Genomic DNA, 22,111 nt, shown 5'->3' on the forward strand with positions numbered 1-22,111 from the left:
GGGGTCAGCTGGCCAGTTCGATCGACGACGACGGCACGACATCGGCGCCCTGCAGAATCATGCCGATCTGGACGTGCAGGGCGTGCTCGAGGTACTCGGCCGGGTACAGATCCGGACTGCCGATCGCCTCGACGGCGAGGCCGTCGACGGTGGCGAGGAGAAGCGCCGCACGGGTTTCCGCTTCCGGGGTGCCGATCCCGATGAGCACCGCGGACAGCCCGGTGCGGATCGTGAAGAGGGTCGTGCGCCGGATCTCGGCGAGCGACGGGGAGGTGGCCGCCCGCACGGCGAACGCCGCCCTGACGTGCGCCTCCCGCGACCGTGACTCGTCGAGGGGGAGCAACTGCGACATCGCGGCGAACAGGGCCTGGGCGGGGTCGCCGCCGCGGTCGATCTCCGACAGCCGGGTGAGGAGCTTGTCGACGAGGGTTCGCAGCGCGAACGCGAACATCTCGTCCTTCGTGGAGAAGTGGTGCTGCACGGCGCCGATGGACACACCCGCCTTCTTGGCGACCTCGCGCACGCTGGCACCCTCGAGTCCCGACTCGGCCGCGACGTCGAACAGGGCCGCAGCCAGGTGTTCGGGGCTGGTGGACGAGTATCGGCGTTCGCGCATGGCTCGAACATTACTTGCGTATTGAATCAATACACGCGTCAGGCGCCCGTGTCGCCGCGAGTGGCGGGTGTGATGCCGGTTATCGGCGGACGTACGTCAGGAAAATCATCCCGCTCTCGAACGCGCGGGTCGAGGTCAGCCGGAATCGCTGGGGGTCGAATTCGCCGTCGAACAGTGGAATGCCGGTGCCGATCGCGACGGGGTTGAGCTTGATCCGGAGTTCGTCGACCTCCGGTTGCAGCGCGGCGGCCAACTTCCCGCCGCCGCACAGCCAGATGTCCTTGCCGTCCTCCTTCTCGAGTTCGCGCACCTTCTCGATCGGATCGCCCGACACGATCTCGACGTCCGGGTCGGGCGACGCCGTGAGTGTCGTCGAGAACACGTACTGCCGCAGATGTGCGTACGGGCTGGTCACGCCGAGGTCGAGGCTGGGCTGGTAGGTGGCGCGGCCCATGAGCAGCGTGTCGAAATGCCGGTTGGGGGCATCGATTCCCATCGCTGCCCGCACATGGGTGGGGACCGTCTCGGGGTACTCGGCGATCATCACGGGCATGTGATCACCCTCGAGTTCGAAGACGGTGCCGCTGGGGTCCGTGCCGTCGGCGCCGGCGATGAATCCGTCGATGGTGGTGGCGACGTAGTAGACGAGTTTTCGCATGGAAGGCCTCCCGCAGTCCGGCAACTACTCCATTTGTAGTACTATGACCGAAGTGGTTGCAAGCTCTTTTTTCGAGGAGTGTCGATGGCACAGAATCCGGAACGACGTGCGGCCCTCGTGAACGCGGCGATCGAAGTGCTTGCGCGGGAGGGCGCCCGCGGACTCACCTTCCGTGCGGTCGACGCGGAGGCCGAGGTGCCGAAGGGTACGGCGTCCAACTACTTCGCCAACCGCGACGACCTGTTCGACCAGGTCGGCAAACGGATTCACGAGCGGATGGGACCCGACCCGTCGGTGATCGAGGACAGCGTCCGCAAGCCGCAGGATCTCGACCTCGTGATCGAGTGCATGCAGGGATTGTTCGGCCGGATCACCCGTGACCGCACGGGCTATCTCGCCCTGCAGGAATTGCGGCTCGAGGCGGTCCGCCGCCCCGAACTGCGTACCACGCTGACCCGCACGATCTCCGAGAACCTGGAGCGCGACATCGGGTTTCACCTCGGCTCGGGGCTTCCCGGTGACCGCGGCACCGTCGTCATGCTCTATCTCGCGATGAGTGGGCTCATCGTCGAGCACCTGACGCTGCCCGGGGTGCTCGAGGGCGTCGACACCGAGCGGCTCATCGCCGATCTCGTGACCCGAGCCGTCGCTACGCCGGACGCCTGAGCGCGTAGTCGTCCACGTACTCCTGGCCGGACAGCGTCATGAGGGCGTGCATCAGTTCGTCCGTCGCGGCCCGGACGACGTGCCGGTTGTCGCGCAGTTCGGCGAATCGGGAGAAGTCGAGCGGCTCACCGACGGTCACCGTCACCCTGCCGAACCGCCACATCCTCGATCCGGCGGGGTTGACCCGCCGGGTGCCGTGCATGGCGATCGGCACGACCGGGGCGCCCGTGGCGAGCGCGACCCGGGCGATTCCGGTCTTGCCCTTGTGGAGCCGGCCGTCGGGCGACCGGGTGCCCTCCGGGTAGATTCCCCAGACCCTGCCGTCGTCCAGGATCTTCCGTGCGGTGTTCAGGGCGGATTCGGCGGCCGAGGCCCCGGATCGGTCGATCGGCAATTGCCCGGCCGCGGTGAAGAACCAGCGTTTCGCCCGCCCCTTCACGCCGCCCTCGGTGAAGTACTCGCTCTTGGCGACGAACGTGATGCGGCGGCGCACCATCAGGACGAGGAAGAACGAGTCGACGACGGTGAGGTGGTTGCTCGCCAGGATCACCGGCCCCGACGCCGGGATGTGGTGTGCGCCGTGGATCGCGGGCCGACCGAAGATCCGCAACACCGGTCCGATCAACACATGTTTGAAGATCCAGTACCACACGGTGGACTCCTGACTCGCGCGCCGAAGGGAGTAGACATTGTCTACGGACGACATGATAGACACTGTCTACATGGGTGGAGAAGTGCAACCCCTGCGGGTGCGACTGATCGGCTGCGGGCGGGAACTACTGGACGAGGGCGGCATCGACGCCGTCGGGCTGCGCGCCGTTGCCCGGCACGCGGGGGTCTCGCACGGTGCGCCGCGGCGGTACTTCCCGACCCACAAGGCCCTGCTCGCCGCGATCGCGGCGTCGGGATTCGCGGACCTGTCCGAAGACCTCCGGTCGGCGGTCGCGTCCGAGACGGACCCGGTCGCGCGGCTGCGGCAGACCGCGCACCGGTACCTCGCGTTCGCAGGCACCCACCGCACGCTGTTCGAGTTGATGTTCCGTCACGACCTGCTCGAGGGCTCGGGCGAGGACCTGCGGCAGCACTCGAAGCCCCTGTTCGAGACGGTCGTCGCGCTCGCCGCAGACGCCGGCGCCGCGAAGCCGGACGTGGTCGCGTTGAACCTGTGGACCCAGCTGCACGGGGTGGCGACCCTTCGCGCCACCCGCAGCATCGAGGTGATCGCCGGCGACGTCGACGTGGACGCCTTCGTGGCGCAGCTGATCGACCTACATCTCAGGGGACGGGTATGACGGCGCGCGGCAGGTCGGCCCGCAACTCCACATCGGTGACGAAGTCCCCGTCGCCGGGCTCGTAGCGCCGCTGCGGATCGAAGTCCTCCACCCGGAAGCTGTCCAGGGTGGGAGAGTGCGTCGTGACGGCGAGGGTTCCGCCGTCGACGTCGAACTGCAGCAGGCGCTGGAACCCGGTCTCGCGGAGGCCGTTCACCGTGAAGTACTGGTAGTCGGCCAGCAACTCCACGACCTTCCGGTCGGTGTCGCCCACCTTCCGGTCGGTGACCGTCGTCTGCCCGTCGACGTGTCCCGCGAGGACCAGGAAGACACTGTCGAACGGGACGACGAGCCGGTTCCAGATCTGCTGTCCCGCACTGGTGCCGATGTCGCCGAACCCGCTCATCCGCAGCGAGCCGTCCTCGTCCAGGTAGTAGTGGCTGCCGACCACCACGTTGCGGTCCGGATGGTCGGCGAGCACGTCCTCGGCCCATTGCAGGACGTGCTCGGGCGGGTTGTAGCCGATGTAGAGCATCAGGAATTTCGCGCCGGCGATGTCGAGTAGGTCGTAGTGCGCCGAATTGTCCGTGTCCGTAACGGATTCACCCCAGTACGGCTGGTCGCGGAACCGCCACGGCCCGAAGAACTCGTTGTACAGGGCGTGGTTCTTCTCGTGTTCGCCGGGAATGAGCCGTCCGCCGACGTTCCACAGGTTGTCGTGGTTGCCGGGCAGGACGCCGTACGGGACGCCCGCGTCCTCGAGCGTTGCCATCGCCCGGTCCGCCACCTCGAACTCGGGCCGCGCGCGGGACTCGGGCGCCCCCGGGCGGATCCAGCTCTGGACGAGGTCGCCGGTGTGCATCGAATACGCGATCTTGCGTTCGGCGGCGTTGTCGGCGGTCCAGCGGGTCATGTCGAAATACACCTCCGGCCGGTCCCGGGACACGTACTGGGTGTCGGAGAGGTGCTGCAACGCGAAGTCGTACGTGTCCGGGTCGGCGAACTGCTGATCGGCTGTCGCGTTGGACTCGCGGAAACTCCGGTCCCGCCGCGGGCCGTCGATGACGAGGATCTGCGCGGAGTCCGCGTCCTCGATCCGGGTGGACAGGGTGACCGGGCCGCCCGGTTCGGACGGCTGCGCCGTCGCGACCGGTTCACTCCAGCTGCCGGCTTCCTCGTCCCACACGTGCATCGCGAGGTCGTCGAGATTCACCGAATGCCCCTGCCAGGTGACGTCGGTGTCGGCGGTGTCCGGGGGAAACCGGACCTCGTATCGCATGTACGGGTACTCGCCGAAGCCGTGGCTGGTGGCCGACGTGCCGTTCGACTCCTCGCCCGGAACCCGCTGCGAGGGGGTGGCCTCACCGGTGGTCCCGGCGAACATCACCGCCGACGCCAGCGGCGCCGACGTGGTGAGGCCACGGGCAGGCAGTCCCGACGCGCCGCGGGGCTCGGGATCGGCCAGCGCCACCATGTCGCCGCCGAGCAGTGCCGCGGCGAGTGACACCGCAGTCAGCGCGGCAAACCTTCCCGGCACGCTCATGACCCGAGGTTACAAGCGCGGCCGGGAAGGTGCCGGTCGTCAGGCCTTGCGGCCGAGGAACGCGAGGACCCGGGTCTGCTCGTCGGCGTCCGCGGGCACGTCCACGGCCGGACCGCACACCCCGGCCGTGCGGATGTTGTCGCCCAGTCCCTCGGCGACGCCCCCGACCCACGTCAGGTCCTCGGCGGGAATGGTCTCGTCGAGACCGGTGGCCCGGGCCAGGTCCCAGCCGTGGATCACCAGGTCGAAGCAGTAGAAGCTGTCGACCGTCTTTCCGAGGTCGGTGCGGCCGAAGTGCCCGTCGTACTCGCGGCCCGCCTTGGCCGGATCGTCGAGGATCTCCTGCATGCCGTCGCGCGTCGCCGCCCACGCGGCAACCGGGTCGTCGTCGACGGACGGCGGCTCCGGCAGTTCCAGATCGACGACGGTGACGATGTAGCGCTGCGTGTCGATCACGTGCCGCACGACGTCGCGGGCCGTCCAGCCGTCGCACGGAGACGCGTCGTCCCAGCGTGCGGCGGGCACGGATTCGACGCGCTTCGTGAACTTCGCGGCGAGGTCGCGGTAATGGACTGCGGGAGTTTCGGTTGTCGAGGTCATGCTGCCGATTCTTCTCCCTTCCGGCGTCCCCGGGCTTGAACATTTCCGACATCGACGACGGACTCCGTCCCGTGCCAGCCGGGGGCCTCACTGGCGAGCAGGTCGGACGGCGTGAGCGAGGAGATCCGCCGGCATTCCCGCGACAGGTGCGCCTGATCGCTGTAGCCGGCGGTGGCGGCCAGGTCGGCGAGCCCGGACCGCGGCCCCGACTGCGCCAGCGCCATGAACCGTTGCAGCCGCAGGATTCCGCGGAGCGTCGCGGGACCGTATCCGAACGCGTCGTTGCATCGCCGCTGCAGTTGCCGTTCCGTGACGGACGCGGCGTCGGCGAGCGCGCCGACGTTCCACGAGTGCCGGGCCAGGGCCTGCCGCACGGTGCCGATGAGCGGGTCGGCCTCCGGCCCGCGGTTCCGCCACGCGCGCACGGCGCTCTCGAACAGGGCGATTCGTTCGGCGTCGCCGGACGCGTTGTCGAGCCGGTCGGTCAGTTTCCGCTCCCACGTGGACCCGAGTACGTCGCCGAGACCGACCCGGAGGTTGCGGACCTCGGCCGCCGACGTCCGCAGCAGATGCGGGCCGGCACCGGGACGGAAACGGACACCGACGGATTCGGTGCCCGGCGGCAGCGTGAACGACCAGGCGGTGGTCTCGGGACCGCACACCCGGATCCCCACGCCCCGGATCCACAGGATGTCCATGCAGGCGTCGGGCACCAGCAGATGCTCGCCCTGCGTGCGCGCGGACCACCCGCACACCAGGGTGCGCGCGAGGTCGGGTGCCGGCGAGGTCGGCGCGTACCAGCCCATGGACAGAAGCGTAATTCCGGATACCGACACGTGCGCGACCCTCACATCGCCCGAAGTGCCCGCACCGGCACGTAACTCGAGGTGAACTGTATGCACGGGTCCGCAGAGGTTCCCCGGAGGCCCGCCACTTCGCCGTCACAGAGAACGAGGACTCCATGAGACGAACATGGGCGCTGGCAGCGATCGCCGCCGTCAGCCTGACCTTCTCGAGTTGCGCCTACGACAGCACCGATTCCGGCGACACGGGCGGCAACGCCCCGGTGTCCCCGACGCCGACGTCTCCACCCGCCGCGCCCGGAACACCCGTCCTGAAGATGGGCCCCACGACGCTCGGCGAGGTGATGGTCGACGAAGGTGGGATGACGGTCTACGTCTACGACAACGACGAGGTCGGCTCCGGTGCCAGTTCCTGCCGGGACACCTGCCTGCAGTCGTGGCCGCCGGTCACCTCCGTGACCGAGAACCCGACGGTGCAGGGGCTGAAGGAAGTCGTCATCGACACCATTCCCGCGGCGGACGGCACCCACCAGCTCACCGTGAACGGCCGCCCCGTGTACCGGTACAAAGACGACGACGAACCCGGTGACGCATACGGGCAGGCGGTCGGCAGCGTCTGGTGGACCCTCGACTCCGCGGGCAACCCGGTCACGACAACTGCGGGCGGCGAGTAGCGCGGTCGATTCTCAGGTGGACGGTGACGGTCAGCGCCGCGGACAGCGCGGCAGCGAACCACAGGGCGTCCAGCCCGATCCAGCGGTGCGCGAGAGCGCCCGTCACCGCTCCTGTCACCAGGCCCGCCCACAGCGCGAGATGTCGTAGCCACGCCCACCGCGGTCCGCCGAACAGTGCCGCGGCCAGCCGGTGGCCCATCTTCACGAGGGCGCCCGTCATGTAGGTGAGGCCGATGGTGACCTCGCCGTCCTTCTGGAAGAAAGAGTTTTCGGCGCCCATGGCGAGCAGCATCGCGCCGACGGCCACGGTGCTCGCCCCGAAGGTCGCGGCGACGGCGCCTGCGATCAGGAGCCCCGACACCACGGCGAGCACCGTCGTCCGGGCGGGCAGCCGCGTGCGATCGGACAGGTGCACGACGACGGCACCCAGGGCGCAACCGAGGACGAACGTGCCGATGACCGCCGCGGCGGTCAGCGCGGGCGCCCACGTTCCGTCCGCGAAATCGACGCTGAACCGGGTGAGATTGCCGCTCATGAACGCGACGAAGAACCCGCCGAGTGTGATGAATCCGAGCGCGTCGACGTAGCCGGCCAGCGCGGACAGCACCACCGCCAGCGCGAGCATTCGCCTGCTGTCGTCGATCGGCACATCACACATCAAACACCGCGGGAAACGACAGCGGCCCCCGATCCGGAGATCGGGGGCCGCTGTGGCGTGAATGCTCAGGCGGTGCCGAGGGCGGGCGCGAGAGTGCTGGCCCAGGACTCGTGCAGGCGGTCCTGCCAGTAGGGCCACGTGTGGAGGCCCTCGTCGGCGATGTGCGTCTGCACGTTGGCGCCTGCGGCCTTCGCCGCGGGGACGAAGGACCTGCTGCTCAGGCCGGAGGCGGTCTCGAGGGGAACCGTCTGGGAGAACTTCACCGGGTCGAACGAGTCGCTGTCCGGGTCGACGGTCGGGTCGCCGGCCGCCGCACCCGCACCGGACGAGATGTAGACGGACTTGCCGCGCAGTGCGCCGACGTTGAGCAGCGGATCGTTGCGAAGCCACGCAGCCGACGGCCAGAAGCCCCACATGTTCAGCGCGTTGCCGCCCATCTGGGCGACGGACACCTGAATGCCCTGCGCGAAGCCGGGCGAGCTGGCCGTCGGGTAGCCGCTGTAGGACGCGACGGCCTTGTAGAAGTCGGGGTGGTGGGTCGCGAGGTTCAGCGCGGAGGTGCCGCTCATCGACAGACCGGCGACCGCGTTGTTCACGCCGTCGCTGCCGAACTGCGAAGCCATCACCGGGGGCAGTTCCTGGGTCAGGAAGGTCTCCCACTTGACGCGGCCCAGCTTCGGGTCGTCGCGCAGCCAGTCGGAGTAGAAGGTGCCGCCGCCGCCGAACGGGATGACCACGTTGACGTGCTTGCCCGCGAAGAAGTTCTCCACGTCGGTCTCGATCAGCCAGCCGTTGTTGTCGTCCGGCGCGCGCAGACCGTCGAGCAGGTACAGCGTCGGCGCGGGACCGCCGCCCGCGGCCTTCAGCACCTTGACCGGAATGTTCTTGTTCATCGCCGGTGAGTACACCGAGATCACGGCCGAGTCGGCATGCGCGATGCCGGTTCCGGCCAGTACGGACACGAGGCCCGATGCCAACACTGCGACCAGGCCCACGATCAGCGCGCGGGTGCGACGTATCGCCATCCGAATGTCCTTCTATCTCGTAACAGACACTGCACAGCGAACGCTGCACCGGAGACGATAACAGGAAGATAACGGGTTGCGCCCGGTGTGGCCTGGGATTCTCGGCGCCGAAGGGTTCGCGGGCGGCAGTCCGGGGCGGCGCCACCGGTTTGCCCGGAGATGCAAAGAACCCCTGTGAACCGCTTCGCAGCGGTTCACAGGGGTTCCTGTGGCGGAGGATAGGGGATTTGAACCCCTGAGGGCGTTAACCCAACCCGCGTTCCAGGCGAGCGCCATAGGCCACTAGGCGAATCCTCCGTGGAGGAGCATACCCAACGACCACGGCTCACCGTTAAACGACCAGGTGGCCGCCGGTTCTACCCCCACTTCAACTGGCTGAGGGCATGCTCGGCGAGCGGCGCGGACCGGTCGCAGGACGTGTCCGGGTTGGCGGTCGCGTCGAGACCGAACTTCGTCTCGATCGACAGGGTGCCCGCGTCGGTGGTGACCTCGAGGATGCACTGGTATTTGCTCTCGGCGAGCGCCCGGCCTTCGAGCCCGCCGACGCCGACCGTGCGTAGCGGGTCGACCGGTTCCGGCGCGCTGGTAGTGGTGACCGTCACAGTGTTCAGCGCCTCGGGTTTGCCCCACGTGCAGGCGCGACGTTCCGGACTGTCGGTGGCGACGCCCTCGCCGGCGCCTGCGGTCAGAAGCGGCGCGAGCGTCGAGTCGTCCGCGAGCGAGCACGCGTCGGCCGCGTCCCAGCTGACGGCATCGGATGTGGCTGCGTCTTCGCTGCTCCCGCCGCACGCCGACAGTGCTGCCACGACGGCGGCGAGGGTCGCCACGTGTGCTGTCCTTCTGAGTTTCATCCCGATCCTTTGCCGACGGTGGCCGAATGCGGGGGCGACCGTAGCACTGGCCCCGGTCCGACGTGCGGTGTCGGGCCGGGGCCGGGGTGGATCCCGGCAGCGGCTCGGGGCCGTCTACACTCTGTGGTGGATCCCGCGCGGCGCGCATCCTGTGAACTCCCCCAGGGCCGGAAGGCAGCAAGGGTCAACGGGCTCTGCCGGGTGCGCGGGGTCCCCTATCTTTCGCATACCCGACCCACGATGTCGGTGAGAGGCCGCTCCTGATGACCAACCAGACCCAGATCGGGTTGATGAGCCATGAGGAACTACTTTCGGAGCACGAGCGCCAGACAGCGAGCTACGCGCAGCTGAAGACGGAGAAGCTCACGCTCGACCTCACCCGCGGCAAACCTTCGCCCGAGCAGCTGGATCTGTCGGCGGCGCTGCTGTCGCTGCCCGGTGACGGCGATTTCCGCGACGGCAACGGCACCGATACCCGCAACTACGGCGGGCTCACCGGGCTGCCGGAACTGCGCGCGATCTTCGGTGAACTGCTCGGCATCCCCGTCGAGAACCTGCTCGCCGGCAACAACGCCAGCCTCGAGATCATGCACGACAACGTCGTGTTCGCCCTTCTGCACGGCACCCCCGACTCCCCGCGCCCCTGGTCGCAGGAGGAGAAGGTGAAGTTCCTGTGCCCGGCGCCCGGCTACGACCGCCACTTCGGGATCACCGAGACGTACGGCATCGAGATGATCCCGGTGCCGATGCGCCCGGACGGCCCCGACGTCGGTGTCATCGCCGAACTCGTCGCGAACGATCCGCAGATCAAGGGTCTGTGGGCTGTTCCCAACTACTCCAATCCCACGGGCGCGGTGTACTCGGAAGAGGTCACCCGGGCGCTGGCGTCGATGCCGACCGCCGCCCCCGACTTCCGGCTGTTCTGGGACAACGCGTACGCGGTGCACCCGCTGGTCGGCGAGACGGCGCCGTCGCTGGACGTCCTCGGGATGGCCGCGGAGGCGGGGCACCCCAACCGGCCGCTCGTGTTCGCGTCGACTTCGAAGATCACGTTCGCCGGTGCCGGTGTCAGCTTCTTCGGTTCCTCCACCGCGAACCTGGCCTGGTACCAGAAGTACCTCGGTAAGAAGAGCATCGGTCCCGACAAGCTGAACCAGCTGCGTCACCTGCGCTTCTTCGGTGACGCCGACGGCGTCCGCGCCCACATGGAGAAGCACCGCGAGATCCTGGCGCCGAAGTTCGCGCTCGTCCTGAAGATCCTCGAGGATCGTCTCGGGGCGTCGAAGGTGGCGTCGTGGACGGAGCCGAAGGGCGGATACTTCATCAGCCTCGACGTCGTCGAGGGCACAGCGAAGCGCGTCATCGCTCTGGCGAAGGACGCGGGGATCGCGCTCACCGCCGCCGGATCGGCGTTTCCCTACGGCGTCGACCCCGAGGACAAGAACATCCGGCTCGCGCCGAGCTTCCCGTCGATGGACGATCTGGACAAGTCGATGAACGGGGTCGCGACGTGCGTGCTGCTCGCGGCCACCGAGTCCCGCCTGGATTTGCCGAAGTCCTAGAAGCACACGTCCGGCCGCTCACCTGTTCCGGGTGAGCGGCCGGACGTGTCTCTACATCCTGGCGTAGCGCGCCATCACGAAGCTGTACACCCCGTACGCGGCGATGCCCAGCGCCGCGAGGATCAGCAGGAACTGCCCGAACGGCGCCGAGCCGAGGGTCTTCACCGCGCCGTCGATGCCGGTGGCCTTGGACGGGTCGGAGTTGAAGACCGCCACGATCACCAGCACGCCGGCACCCGCGATGACGAGCCCCTTGGCCACGTACCCGACCACGCCGAGCGGTTCTACGAACCTCGACGGGGTGCCCTTCAGATCGTCCAGGAAGTTCTTGGCCGCCCCCTTGTAGACGTGGTAGCCGCCGACGCCGATGGCGACCAGAGCGACGACGATCAGGACGAACTTTCCGCCGCCGGACTGCATCAGCCGGGCGCTGAGTCCGGCGTTCTGCTCGCCGCTGGACTTGCCGCCGCCCCGCGCGAACTGGACTGCCGAGAACGCGAACGCGAAGTAGACGACGGCCAGGCTGAGCGCCTTGACGCGATCCATCGCCGACGTCCCGCCGTCGTTCCCGTCGGACTGTTCGGAGGGGTGCGGGCCGACGATCGTCTCGGCGAGCCGCCACAGCGCCATCGCGACGAACACGATCGCCGCCACCCAGAGCACGAACCGCCCCCCGGGTTTCGACGCCAGCGTGCCCAGCGCCCCGGACTGATCGGCGTTGCCGCCGCTGCCGAACGCGAGCTGGAGGATGATGTACGCGATCAGCAGATGCACGAAACCGCTCATCACGTGTCCCGCGCGGGCCACCCGCTCGAACGTGGTGCTGTCCGTAGCGCGATCCACGGCTCCGCTGAATCCGCTGGCTCGGTTCGCTTCGTTCTGGGCCATCGGGTGTCCTTCGGGTCGTGCGACGGACCGGAGTCCCTTGACCGTAGTCGTACCCGGTATCGGCCGGGCCGACACCGGGTGAGCGCTATTGCACTGAGCTCGTGACGCGGTCGATCAGGTTGGATGCGCTGTAGTAGTCGAGCCGGAAGCTGTCCTTGCCGAGTCCGGTCACCTGCTTCTTCTCCACGGACGGCGTCTGCTGCAGAGTCGGATCCGCGAGGAACCGCTCGGCGTCCGCCGCGTCACCGATCACGATGAACGTGGTGTTGCCGGGCACCGCCCGGGGCAGGTTCTCCTGCCCGGCAGGCACGACGTCCTTGCGGCCGGCCATGATGCCCTTGTCGGCGGAGTTGATGTCGGCCGGCAGCTCGGCGAGCGAGAATCCGAGGCGTTCCAGCAGAATGCCCTGCGCCGATTCGGCGGTGAACATCCGCGACTCCTCGGGCGAGTTGTAGGCGAGCACGTTCACCGGGTTCGCCGCGGCGACCTTGCCGCCGAGCGCTGCCTTGGCGTCGTCGAGTTGCTGGTCGAACTTCGCGACGAGGGCGTCGGCCTGGTCCTCGGCCCCGATGGCGGCCGCGATCTGATCGCTGAGGTCCTGCCACGACTTGTCGTCGTACCGCAGCACCACGACGGGCGCGATCTGCTTCAGCGTGTCCACCTGATCGGCCGCCGAGTCGCCGCCCGTCGCGGACACGAAGATGAGGTCCGGATCTGCGGCGGTGATCTTCTCGACGTTGGGTTCGCCCTGGTAGAGCGTCTCGACGCCGCGCTCGGCGGCGATGTCGGCCCACTGCGTGAACAGGCCGTTCTCGTCGGTCACGTCGCTCGGACGCTGGGCGCCGGTGCCGATCAGGGGTGCGTCGAGGGCGAGCAGCGAGCCGGTGAGGGTGACGCTGGTCGAGACGATCCGCTCGGGCTCGAGCTCGATCGTGACGCTGCCCGTCTCGTCGGTGACGGTGCGCGGCCACCCCTGGTCGGACGCAGCGGTGGTGCCGGTGGTCGCGGACTCGGGAGCGGGATCGGACGAGCACGCGGCTGCGCCGATCCCGACGGCGAGGACAGCGGCAGCTGCCAGTGAGCGGCGAAGTTTCACAGTGGACTCTCTTTCGCAGGGGTAAGGAATCTGATTTAGGCTAGCGTTACCTACATTCGAATGGGGAAGTGGATGCTGAAACGGGTGCCCGGACCGGAGCGCCGCGTCGTGCGCACACGAGCGATCGACGACCTGGGGCCCGACGACCTCCCCGCGTTCTGGGACCGACTCGCCGCCGCGGGCAGCCCCCTCGTCGAACGGGACGGAGCCGACCGCGGTTGTGTGATCGCGACGTTCTGCTGGCGGGACCCGGAAGGCGACGCACGCGGCTCGCGCACGCGGCACGTCTACCTCGACGCCAACGGGATCACCGACCGATCCCGGCCGGAACGGGCCGCGCTGACGCGGCTGGCCGGCACCGACCTGTGGTCGCTGTCGATCGAGGTCCCCGAGAACTGGCGTGGCGCCTACCGGTTCATTCCCCGTGCGGATCAGCTGTCGGGGCCGGGCGACACCCCGGGCTGGCAGTGGTGGCGGGACGTGCTCGCCGGCGCACGACCCGACCCGTTCAACCCGTTGCCCACCCGTCCGGTGCAGGCCGGCGACTGCTCCGAGGCAGCGATGCCCGCCGCGCCCGCGCAGCGCTGGTGGACCGACCGGCCCGGCCGCGGCGAACTCCACGAGACGACGTTCCCGCTGTCGGGCACGCGACGGTCGGTGTGGATCTACGAACCGCCGGGACTCGCCGCTCGATCCCGTCCGGTGGTGGTGCTGTTCGACGGCCGGACGTGGGCGGTCGACCTGCCGATCGCGGGCGCCGTCGACGCGCTCGGACCTGCGGGGCACCGGGTTCCGCTCGTCGTGATGGTCGACAGCGTCGGACCCGAACTGCGAACCGGGGAACTCGGCTGCGGCCCCGCATTCGCCGCCGGTCTCACCGCAGAACTGCTCCCGTGGCTGCGACGGGAATGGGCCGTCACCGACGACCCGGCATCGACGATCGTGGCCGGTTGCAGCCTGGGCGGTCTGACCGCCTGCTACCTCGCGCTGACCGCGCCGCACGTGTTCGGGTGCGCCGTCAGCCTGTCCGGGTCGTTCTGGTGGCCGGGATCCGGGCCGGGAGTGTCGTTCCAGGACCTCGTCCGCGCCGCCGCCCCGTCGCGCAGCCGGTTCGGCATCGAGGTGGGGACACTCGAATGGATGCTCGTCGAACCCGCCCGCGAAGTCCGCGACCTGCTGGTAGACGCCGGCCACGACGTGCGGTACCGGGAGTTCTGCGGAGGCCACGACGCGCTGCACTGGCGAGACGGACTGATCGGCGGAATCGCGGCAATGCTGGGCCCTACCCAGCAGTAATGCAGTGATGTGGATAACTCTGTGAGTAAACCGCCCGTCTCGGTGAAGGTCGCACCGGCCCGATGGTGGGATGGCAGGATCGAATCATGGCACGCACGCTGAACCTGGTAGGGGATCCGGACGCCGACGCACTCCTCTCGAGTGATCCGCTGGCGTTGCTCATCGGGATGCTGCTCGATCAGCAGGTTCCGATGGAGACGGCGTTCGCGGGCCCCAAGAAACTCGACGACCGGATCGGCGGCCTCGAGGTGCACCGCATCGCGGAGATGGATCCGGACGAGTTCGCGGCCGTCTGCTCACAGACTCCCGCCGTCCACCGGTTTCCCGGATCGATGGCCACCCGCATCCAGTCGCTCTGCGCATACCTCGTCGAGAACTACGACGGCAGCGTCGAGGCGCTGTGGACCAGCGGCGACCCCGACGGCAAAGAAGTCTTGAAGCGGCTGAAGGCACTGCCGGGGTACGGCGACCAGAAGGCCCGCATCTTCCTGGCGCTGCTCGGCAAGCAGATCGGTGTGGAGCCGACGGGCTGGCGCGAAGCGGCAGGCGACTACGGCACCGAGGGATCCCGGCGTTCGATCGCGGACGTCGTGGACGACAAGAGCCTCCACGAGGTCCGCGAGTTCAAGAAGGCCGCGAAGGCCGAGGCGAAGAAGGCCGCGGCAGCGAAGAAGAAGTAGGCACTGCTACTCCGTGGCGTCAGGCTTCTGCTTCCGTTCCACGTCGAGTTGCCGCCTGCGTTCGGCGTCGTGCATCCACGGGAAGACGCTGTTGCCCTGGCCGCCGCCGATCGGTCCGTGGCCGAGCACGCCGTGTTCGTAGGCCGATTCGGCGTGCAGTGCGAGGTCGATGCCGGAGGATTCGTCCTCGGCGCTCACCCGGAACCCGAAGATCCGGTCGATCAGCTTGCCCAGCCCGAACGTCACCCCGAACGCGTACAGGGCGACCACCACCACGGCCAGCACCTGCTTGCCGAGTTGCGCGAACCCGCCCCCGTAGAGGAGGCCTTCGGCGCCGCCCGTCATCACCTCGGTGGCGAGCAGCCCGATCAGGATCGTGCCGACGATGCCGCCCATGAGGTGTACGCCCACGACGTCGAGCGAGTCGTCGTATCCGAGGCGGAATTTCCAGCCGACGGCGAACGAGCAGACCACACCGGCGACCGCGCCGACGATCACCGCGCCGACCATGCTCACGGTGCCGCAGGACGGGGTGATCGCGACCAGGCCCGCGACGACGCCGGACGCCGCACCGAACGTGGTGGGGTGACCGTCGCGCTTCTGCTCCACGAGCAGCCAGCCGAGCAGGCCGGTGCAGCCGGCGACGAGGGTGTTCAGAAAGATCGCGGCCGCGGTGCCGTCGGCGGCGAGCGCCGAGCCCGCGTTGAAACCGAACCAGCCGAACCACAGCAGTCCGACACCGAGCAGCACCAGCGGCAGGTTGTGAGGGCGCATCGACTCGGACTTGAATCCGAGCCGCGGGCCCAGGACCAGAGCCAATGCGAGGCCGGACGCGCCGGACACGATCTCGACGACCAGCCCGCCCGCGTAGTCGAGGGCGCCGAACTGCGCGATCCAGCCCTGCGGGTTCCACACCCAGTGCGCGACGGGCGCGTAGACGACGAGGGCCCAGACGGGCACGAAGATCATCCAGGCCGAGAACTTGGCCCGGTCGGCGATCGCACCGCTGATCAGCGCGGCGGTGATGATCGCGAACGTCAGCTGGAACGTGGCGAACAGGATCTCCGGGACCTGCCCGTGGACGGTGGTCGGGTCGATGCCCGCCATCCCCAGGTGCTCGAGCCCGCCGATCAGTCCGCCGCCGATGTCGTCGCCGAAGATGAGGGAGTACCCGGCCACCAGCCACGCGACCGTGACGAGCGCGATCGACACGAAGCTCATCATGATCATGTTCAGTACGCCGGTGGAGCGGACCATCCCGCCGTAGAACAGGGCGAGCCCCGGGGTCATCAGCAGGACCAGCGCGGTACTGATCAGAAGCCAGGCGGTTGCTCCGGCGTCGATTGCAGGCACGACATTCTCCTCACACACCCGGACGAAACCAGGCGCGGAAAATCACGATGACCGCGGGCCGTTTCAACTGTGATGCCGATGCGTTGCGAACGTGTTACGCAATCCGGTCGGGTCCGGATTTCCACCTGTGAGTTGGGCCCCGAGCAGGCGCTTCGACCACCCGGGCCGGGCTGTCGGGGACCGCCGGTAGTCTTTCCGCGTGGCCCTGTACCGGAAGTACCGACCCGCATCCTTCGCCGAGGTGGTGGGGCAGGAGCACGTCACCGAACCACTGAGCACCGCCCTCGACGCCGGACGGATCAACCACGCGTATCTGTTCTCCGGTCCCCGCGGCTGTGGCAAGACGTCGTCTGCCCGCATCCTGGCCCGATCGCTGAACTGCGTGGAGGGCCCGACCTCGACGCCGTGCGGCTCGTGCCCCTCGTGCGTGGCGCTCGGACCCGGCGGGTCGGGCAACCTCGACGTCACCGAACTCGACGCGGCCAGCCACGGTGGCGTCGACGACACCCGTGAACTGCGCGACCGCGCGTTCTACGCGCCCGCCGAGTCGCGGTACCGGGTGTTCATCGTCGACGAGGCCCACATGGTCACCACGGCGGGTTTCAACGCCCTCCTCAAGATCGTGGAGGAGCCGCCCGAGCACCTCATCTTCATCTTCGCGACCACCGAACCCGAGAAGGTGCTGCCGACCATCCGTTCGCGCACCCATCACTACCCGTTCCGGCTGCTCGCGCCGACGACGATGCGGGGGCTGCTGGAGAAGATCTGCCAGCAGGAGAGCGTTCCGGTCGCCGACCCGGTGTATCCGCTGGTCATCCGGGCCGGCGGGGGATCCCCGCGTGACTCGCTGAGCATCCTCGACCAGCTCCTCGCCGGCGCCGGCGACGAGGGCGTCACCTACCCGCGCGCGCTCGCGCTGCTCGGTGTCACCGACGTCGCGCTGATCGACGACGCCGTGGACGCGCTGGCCACCGGCGACGGTGCCGCGCTGTTCGGGACGGTCGACCGGGTGATGGACGCCGGGCACGATCCGCGGCGGTTCGCCGTCGACCTGCTCGAGCGCCTGCGCGACCTCATCCTGATGCAGGCGGTCCCCGACGCCGCCGAGCGCGGCCTGGTCGACGCTCCCGGCGACGTGCTCGAGCACATGCGCGCCCAGGTCCAGCGGATCGGTCCCGCCACGCTCACCCGGTACGCCGAGGTGATGCACGCCGGACTCGGCGAGATGCGCGGCGCCACCGCCCCCCGGCTGCTGCTCGAGGTGATGTGCGCCCGGATGCTGCTGCCGTCGGCGTCCGATGCGGAGTCGGCCGTGCTGCAGCGACTCGAACGCGTCGAACGCGGACTTCCGCCCGCCGGGACGGCGCCTGCTGTCGACGGGGAACACCCTGCGGCAGCGCCGGCTCGCGCGCCCGAACGGCCCGCCGAGCCGGAACCGGAGCCGAAGTTCCAGCGACCGTCCATGCGCCAGGCCGCAGCGGCCACCGTGCCCCCGCCGCCCGAGCCGGAACCCGAACCGATGCCGCGGCCGGTTCCGGAGCCGACGCCGGCTCCCGTTCCCGAACCGGAGCCGACGCCACAGCCCGAGCCGACTCCCGTTCCGGAGCCGACACCACAGCCCGAGCCGGCGCCCGTTCCGGAGCCGATGCCGGAACCCGAGCCGACGCCGCGGCCCGTGCCCGAACCGGCGCCTGAGCCGACGCCTGCTCCCGAACCCGAGCCGACTCCAGAACCGGAGCCGCCGCTCGCACCCGAGGTGGAAGCTGCACCTGCCGCATCGGCGGGTCCGGATGCCGCCACACTGCGCGAGGCCTGGAATTCGCTGCGCGAGAAGGTGAGTCAGCGGAACAAAATCCTGCCCGCGATGTTGTCGGCCGCGACGGTGCACGACGTGCAAGGCAACCGCCTGATCCTGGCGCACCCGGTCCCCAACCTGGGTGCCCGGATCGCGTCGCCGCACAACGCGCAGGTGATCGCCGAGGTCCTGTCCGAGATGTTCGGCGGCACCTGGGAAGTGGAGTATCAGGCCGGCGCCCCGACGGCGCCGCCTCCACCGGTCGCGAAGGCCGCGGCGGCGCCGGCGAAGCCGGCAGGCGCTCCCCGGTTCTCCCGTCCCAGCCAGGAGAGGGCGGCGCAGCGCCCGCCGCAGCAGCAGTCCGACACGCGGAACTCCGACGCGGGTCCGGGTGCGGCGCAGGCACGACCGTCGTCCGAGCCGGACGACGACATCCCGCCGCCGGAAGCTCCCGACTATCCGGACGATCCCGGGCCGGTCGATTACGAGGCCGTGTCGTCGACGCCGCCCGTCTCCACACCCGAGGACGAGGAAGAGATGTTCAAGGAGGCGGCGGAACCCGTCGACCCCGCGACACGCCGTGACCCGGAGGACGTGGCGTTCGAACTGCTCAAGGACATGCTCGGGGCGAAGAAGCTCGAGGGCTGAACCGGGCGGCGCGGTCCCGGCACGTCGGGACAATCGCCCCTGGTGCCCGGGACGCCGGGTGCCCGATCGTCGTCTCATGAGCACAGTGAATGTTCCAGACGGCGTGCAGAACGAGGTCCCGGCGACCGCGCGACCGCGAAGTGGCCGGTGGTGGGCGTACGTCGGGATCCTGGCCGGTGTGGCCGGGATCGTCGGCATCCAGGCGAGCATGTCGGTCGACGCGGTGTACGTGGAGGCGTCGGCCGGCGACGCGGTCGCCATCATGAACGGCCTCGCCGGCCAGCGCACCGGGATTCTCGTGATGCACGTGTCGATCATGACCGCGGCGCTGCTGATCCTCGTCTTCGCCGCCGGGCTGTCCCAGCGCCTGCGGGCAGCGTTGCCCGCCGAGAGCATCCTGCCGTCGGTCGCGGCGTTCGGGCTGGTCCTGACGTCGGCGGCGTGCCTGCTGGGGACCGGGCTGACCACCGAGCTGGTGTTCGGCCTCGGTGACACGAGCCGGCTGGTGCCGGAGTTCGCGGTGGTCGGCGGCCACTGGATGGGCACGATTGCGTGGCTGTGGGCGGGCGCAGGTGTCAGCGCGCTGGCGGTGGCCGCGGCACTGCTCCGGGGACACGCGGGCCCGCGGTGGATCGGCTGGGTGAGCCTGGTCCTGGGCCTGGTGACCGCCGTCATCGGCGTCTCACCGCTGCAGTACCTCGCCGGGTTCACCGGACCGCTGTGGGTGCTGGTGAGCGCGATCGGATTCGCTTTCGCCGACACCGTGCGCGAGTAGGGGAGATACTCGTTCGCATCATGGTGAAGCAGAAGGACACTCGAATGACCGAGGGGTCGGCGGGTGCGGGCGGTGCGCCCGTACCCGCTGCTGTCATGGCGGTGTCCGCGTGGGTTCTGGTCGTTCTGTCGGTGGTGGCGTTCGTCCGGGCAGATCCGGGAATCGGCTCGAATCAGCTGTTCTTCCTGGTGGACGTCGTCGGGGCGGCGGTCTACGGGACCGTGGCCGGCGTCGTCCTCGCCCGCCGGGTGCACCCGGTGCCGATCATTCTGGGCCTCACCGCGATCGGCGTGGGTATCGCCGCGCTGAGCTACAGCTACACGCAACTCGCGCTCGTGCGTCCGGGGCTGCCGTGGGTCGACGCGCTGTCGCCGCTGCAGAACACCGCGTGGATTCCCGGGACGCTCAGTCTGTTCCTGATCGTGCCGTGGCTGATCCGCGACCACCCGCTCGGCGTCGGCGCGAAATGCGGTGTCCTCGCGGGTATCGCCGCGACGGTCTGGTACTTCTGGGCACGCACGTTCACGGGGATCCCGGCGGTCTGGGTGATCGCGCCGGTGCTCGTGGCCGGCTTCGCGGCGGCAGCGGACTGCGGGTGGAGGTGGCGTCACGGCCCGCCCGCCGAGCGTGTGGGTCTCGGGTGGATGTGTCTGGGCACGGCGCTGATGACGGCCGCGTACATCCCGTTGGTGCTGCCCGCGTCGATGCCGGGACTGTGGGTGCTCAACCCGTTGGTGCACTTGGCTGTTCAGGCGTTCTATCCGGTCGCGATCCTGGTGTGCATTCTGCGCCAGCGCATGTGGGGGCTGAATCTGGCCGTCAGCCGCGCGACGGTGGCGGGCACTCTCACCGTCCTGCTGCTGGTGCTGTACGTGGTGGTGGCGACGGCCCTGACGGCGCTGCTGCCCGACGGTGATTCGGCCGGGGCGCAGGTGGTCGCGGCGGGTGTCGTCGCGGTCGCGGTGCAGCCGGTGCGTTTGTGGCTGCAGCGGAGGGTTCACCGCCTGGTGTACGGCGAGGATCCTGCGCGGGCCGTCCGCACCCTCGGCAGGCAGTTCGGCAGCGCCGAGACCCCGGAACAACTCCTCGAGGGTCTCGCTGCCGGTGTCGGCGTCGCGTTGCGGCTCGAATCCGTGACCGTGCGGCGCACCAGCGGGATTGCCGCGGTATGGGGTTCGGCGACGGGGCCCGCCGAGTCGGTGGAGTTGGTCCACCGCGGCGCGGCGCTGGGGACGATGGTCGTGACAGCGCCGCCGGGGGAAGCGCTGGGGACGCGCACCCGCCGGTCGCTCACCGAACTGTCGGCGGTGGTGACGGCCGGTCTCGTCGTGCTGCAGTCGGCGGAGAACCTGCAGGAGGCGCGACGCCGGCTGGCGTCCGTGCGACTGGAGGAGCGGCAGATGATCCGGCGCGAACTCCACGACGGGCTGGGTCCGTCGCTCGCGGGCATCCGGCTCGGCCTGCAGGGCGCCCGGAACCTGCTCGGCTCGGATCCGGTCGCCGCCGCCGAACTCATCGACGCGCTGCAGGAGCAACTCGACCATCAAGTGGAGGGCGTCCGGCAGCTGTCGCGCAGCATGTTCCCGCCGGTGCTCGACGAACTCGGACTGGTCCCGGCGCTGCACGAACTGGCGGCCAACCAGTCGCGCAGCGGATTCCAGCTGCGGGTGCAGGCCGATCCGCCGCCGCGACTGGGCGCGGAGATCAGCGCGGCGGCGTACGGGATCGTCGTCGAGGCCGTCACCAACGCGCGCCGTCACAGCGGTGCCGACGGCTGCCGGGTCGACGCCACGTTCGCCCGGGAGGTGCTGACGGTCGTCATCCACGACGACGGCTGCGGGTTCGATCCGGCCGGGGGCGGCGGCGTCGGAACCCGGTCGATGCGGGAGCGGGCCCACGAACTCGGCGGCACCCTCCACATCGAATCCGGCCGTCCGACAGGCACGGTGGTCACCGCCCGGCTACCGTTGACCGCATCATGAGCGCGGGCACGACACATTCCACCACCTCGTCCATCCGGGTAGCCGTCGTCGACGACCACCCGGTGTTCCGGCTCGGGATGGCCGCGTTGCTGTCGACGCTGGACGGCATGGAGGTGGCCGCGCAGGCCAGTTCCGTCGCCGAGGCGCTCGACGTCGTGGACGGGGACGTCGACGTGGTGCTGATGGATCTCGAACTCGGGGACGGTTCGGGGGTGGACGCCACCCGGCGGCTCCTCGAGCGGCACCCCGCGCTGCGCGTGCTCGTGGTCACCATGCACGAGGACGACGAATCGCTGGTCGCGTCGGTGCGGGCCGGGGCGCGCGGTTACCTGGTCAAGGGCGCAGATCCGGGGGAGGTCGAACGGGCGGTCCGGGCGGTCGCCAACGGCGAGATGATCCTCGGCGCCGCGGTGGCGGCCCGTGCGATGAGTTTCATGGCCGCCTCGCGCCGGATGGAGCCCGCGGTGTTCCCCGAACTCACCGACCGCGAACGGGAGGTCCTCGACCTCGTCGCCCGCGGCTACGACAACGCGAGCATCTCGCGCCGACTGGTGCTGAGCCCGAAGACGGTGCGGAACCACGTGTCGAACGTGCTCGCCAAGCTGGGCGTGCCCGACCGTCCCGCAGCCATCGTGCGGGCGCGGGACGCGGGCCTCGGACTCGACACCTGA

The 22,111-nt window shown here is 69.4% G+C and carries 22 protein-coding genes, 1 tRNA gene and 1 other RNA gene; 11 read left to right on the forward strand and 13 right to left on the reverse strand.

Annotation, left to right across the window (positions count from 1 at the left end; all coding sequences use genetic code 11):
- Nucleotides 1-4: 4 nt before the first annotated feature.
- Nucleotides 5-616, reverse strand: coding sequence for a TetR/AcrR family transcriptional regulator (locus ROP_RS20325; protein ID WP_012691290.1), 612 nt, complete (start codon nt 614-616; stop codon nt 5-7).
- A gap of 79 nt (nt 617-695) precedes the next feature.
- Complete coding sequence (locus ROP_RS20330; protein ID WP_012691291.1) at nt 696-1,274, reverse strand: dihydrofolate reductase family protein; 579 nt, start codon at nt 1,272-1,274, stop codon at nt 696-698.
- Between the two features lie 84 nt (nt 1,275-1,358).
- Here ROP_RS20330 and ROP_RS20335 point away from each other — a divergent pair, with 84 nt between their 5' ends.
- Complete coding sequence (locus tag ROP_RS20335; RefSeq protein WP_012691292.1) at nt 1,359-1,940, forward strand: TetR/AcrR family transcriptional regulator; 582 nt, start codon at nt 1,359-1,361, stop codon at nt 1,938-1,940.
- Here ROP_RS20335 and ROP_RS20340 read toward each other — a convergent pair.
- Entirely contained in the window at nt 1,924-2,592 is a 669-nt protein-coding gene (locus tag ROP_RS20340) for a lysophospholipid acyltransferase family protein (protein ID WP_012691293.1), read from the reverse strand. The two genes, ROP_RS20335 and ROP_RS20340, sit on opposite strands and share 17 nt — an antisense overlap.
- A gap of 52 nt (nt 2,593-2,644) precedes the next feature.
- Between ROP_RS20340 and ROP_RS20345 the strand changes: the two genes are divergently transcribed.
- Nucleotides 2,645-3,232 carry a TetR/AcrR family transcriptional regulator gene (locus ROP_RS20345; RefSeq protein WP_050785112.1) on the forward strand — a complete coding sequence of 196 codons (588 nt, stop codon included), beginning with the start codon at nt 2,645-2,647 and terminating at the stop codon, nt 3,230-3,232.
- On the opposite strand, the gene ROP_RS20350 is transcribed toward ROP_RS20345, so the two are convergent.
- The 3 genes from ROP_RS20350 to ROP_RS20360 are packed head-to-tail and all read right to left on the reverse strand — an operon-like array spanning nt 3,216 to nt 6,160.
- Nucleotides 3,216-4,754 (reverse strand): metallophosphoesterase, encoded by a 1,539-nt coding sequence (locus ROP_RS20350; protein ID WP_012691295.1) that lies wholly within the window; start codon nt 4,752-4,754, stop codon nt 3,216-3,218. The two genes, ROP_RS20345 and ROP_RS20350, sit on opposite strands and share 17 nt — an antisense overlap.
- A 39-nt stretch (nt 4,755-4,793) precedes the next feature.
- On the reverse strand, nt 4,794-5,354 hold the full coding sequence (locus tag ROP_RS20355) for a TIGR03086 family metal-binding protein (protein ID WP_012691296.1): 561 nt from the start codon (nt 5,352-5,354) through the stop codon (nt 4,794-4,796).
- A complete protein-coding gene (locus tag ROP_RS20360; protein WP_043825049.1) occupies nt 5,351-6,160 on the reverse strand; it encodes a helix-turn-helix transcriptional regulator in 810 nt (269 codons plus the stop codon). Before ROP_RS20360 ends, ROP_RS20355 begins: the two co-directional genes overlap by 4 nt.
- Nucleotides 6,161-6,315: 155 nt before the next feature.
- On the opposite strand from ROP_RS20360, the gene ROP_RS20365 reads away from it, so the two are divergent.
- Nucleotides 6,316-6,831, forward strand: a complete 516-nt coding sequence (locus ROP_RS20365; RefSeq protein ID WP_012691298.1) for a COG4315 family predicted lipoprotein — start codon at nt 6,316-6,318, stop codon at nt 6,829-6,831.
- On the opposite strand, the gene ROP_RS20370 is transcribed toward ROP_RS20365, so the two are convergent.
- The 4 genes from ROP_RS20370 to ROP_RS20385 all read right to left on the reverse strand — a co-directional run bounded on the left by ROP_RS20370 (nt 6,806) and on the right by ROP_RS20385 (nt 9,341).
- Nucleotides 6,806-7,489: a YoaK family protein gene (locus ROP_RS20370; RefSeq protein WP_012691299.1), complete on the reverse strand. Its 684-nt coding sequence runs from the start codon at nt 7,487-7,489 to the stop codon at nt 6,806-6,808. The genes ROP_RS20365 and ROP_RS20370 overlap by 26 nt on opposite strands.
- Nucleotides 7,490-7,554: 65 nt before the next feature.
- Nucleotides 7,555-8,514: an alpha/beta hydrolase gene (locus tag ROP_RS20375; RefSeq protein ID WP_012691300.1), complete on the reverse strand. Its 960-nt coding sequence runs from the start codon at nt 8,512-8,514 to the stop codon at nt 7,555-7,557.
- Nucleotides 8,515-8,723: 209 nt separating this feature from the next.
- Nucleotides 8,724-8,811: transfer RNA gene (locus ROP_RS20380), tRNA-Ser, on the reverse strand.
- 59 nt (nt 8,812-8,870) lie between these two features.
- Nucleotides 8,871-9,341, reverse strand: coding sequence for a hypothetical protein (locus ROP_RS20385; RefSeq protein ID WP_231868958.1), 471 nt, complete (start codon nt 9,339-9,341; stop codon nt 8,871-8,873).
- A gap of 149 nt (nt 9,342-9,490) precedes the next feature.
- Between ROP_RS20385 and ffs the strand changes: the two genes are divergently transcribed.
- Nucleotides 9,491-9,585, forward strand: an RNA gene (gene ffs / locus ROP_RS40740) — signal recognition particle sRNA small type.
- A 43-nt stretch (nt 9,586-9,628) separates the two neighbouring features.
- Complete coding sequence (locus ROP_RS20390) at nt 9,629-10,927, forward strand: aminotransferase class I/II-fold pyridoxal phosphate-dependent enzyme (protein WP_012691302.1); 1,299 nt, start codon at nt 9,629-9,631, stop codon at nt 10,925-10,927.
- Nucleotides 10,928-10,978: 51 nt separating this feature from the next.
- On the opposite strand, the gene ROP_RS20395 is transcribed toward ROP_RS20390, so the two are convergent.
- Nucleotides 10,979-11,815, reverse strand: coding sequence for a DUF1206 domain-containing protein (locus ROP_RS20395; RefSeq protein ID WP_012691303.1), 837 nt, complete (start codon nt 11,813-11,815; stop codon nt 10,979-10,981).
- Nucleotides 11,816-11,900: 85 nt separating this feature from the next.
- Nucleotides 11,901-12,911 (reverse strand): Fe2+-enterobactin ABC transporter substrate-binding protein, encoded by a 1,011-nt coding sequence (fepB, locus tag ROP_RS20400; RefSeq protein ID WP_012691304.1) that lies wholly within the window; start codon nt 12,909-12,911, stop codon nt 11,901-11,903.
- Nucleotides 12,912-12,983: 72 nt separating this feature from the next.
- On the opposite strand from fepB, the gene fes reads away from it, so the two are divergent.
- Both fes and ROP_RS20410 read left to right on the forward strand, forming a co-directional pair.
- Nucleotides 12,984-14,207, forward strand: coding sequence for an enterochelin esterase (gene fes / locus ROP_RS20405; protein ID WP_043826715.1), 1,224 nt, complete (start codon nt 12,984-12,986; stop codon nt 14,205-14,207).
- 86 nt (nt 14,208-14,293) lie between these two features.
- Nucleotides 14,294-14,887 (forward strand): HhH-GPD-type base excision DNA repair protein, encoded by a 594-nt coding sequence (locus tag ROP_RS20410; RefSeq protein WP_012691306.1) that lies wholly within the window; start codon nt 14,294-14,296, stop codon nt 14,885-14,887.
- Between the two features lie 6 nt (nt 14,888-14,893).
- Here the strand turns inward: ROP_RS20410 and ROP_RS20415 are convergent, their stop codons facing one another.
- Entirely contained in the window at nt 14,894-16,240 is a 1,347-nt protein-coding gene (locus ROP_RS20415) for an ammonium transporter (RefSeq protein ID WP_043825052.1), read from the reverse strand.
- Between the two features lie 199 nt (nt 16,241-16,439).
- On the opposite strand from ROP_RS20415, the gene ROP_RS20420 reads away from it, so the two are divergent.
- From ROP_RS20420 to ROP_RS20435, 4 genes are all read left to right on the forward strand, one after another.
- Nucleotides 16,440-18,683 (forward strand): DNA polymerase III subunit gamma and tau, encoded by a 2,244-nt coding sequence (locus ROP_RS20420; RefSeq protein WP_012691308.1) that lies wholly within the window; start codon nt 16,440-16,442, stop codon nt 18,681-18,683.
- Nucleotides 18,684-18,759: 76 nt separating this feature from the next.
- On the forward strand, nt 18,760-19,458 hold the full coding sequence (locus ROP_RS20425) for a hypothetical protein (RefSeq protein WP_012691309.1): 699 nt from the start codon (nt 18,760-18,762) through the stop codon (nt 19,456-19,458).
- 44 nt (nt 19,459-19,502) lie between these two features.
- Nucleotides 19,503-21,440 (forward strand): sensor histidine kinase, encoded by a 1,938-nt coding sequence (locus ROP_RS20430; protein ID WP_043825057.1) that lies wholly within the window; start codon nt 19,503-19,505, stop codon nt 21,438-21,440.
- The gene (locus ROP_RS20435) at nt 21,437-22,111 is read left to right on the forward strand and encodes a response regulator (protein WP_012691311.1); all 675 of its coding nucleotides are present in this window, start codon (nt 21,437-21,439) and stop codon (nt 22,109-22,111) included. The genes ROP_RS20430 and ROP_RS20435 overlap by 4 nt, the downstream gene beginning before the upstream one ends.

Source organism: Rhodococcus opacus B4, from assembly GCF_000010805.1.
GTDB lineage: Bacteria > Actinomycetota > Actinomycetes > Mycobacteriales > Mycobacteriaceae > Rhodococcus_F > Rhodococcus_F opacus_C.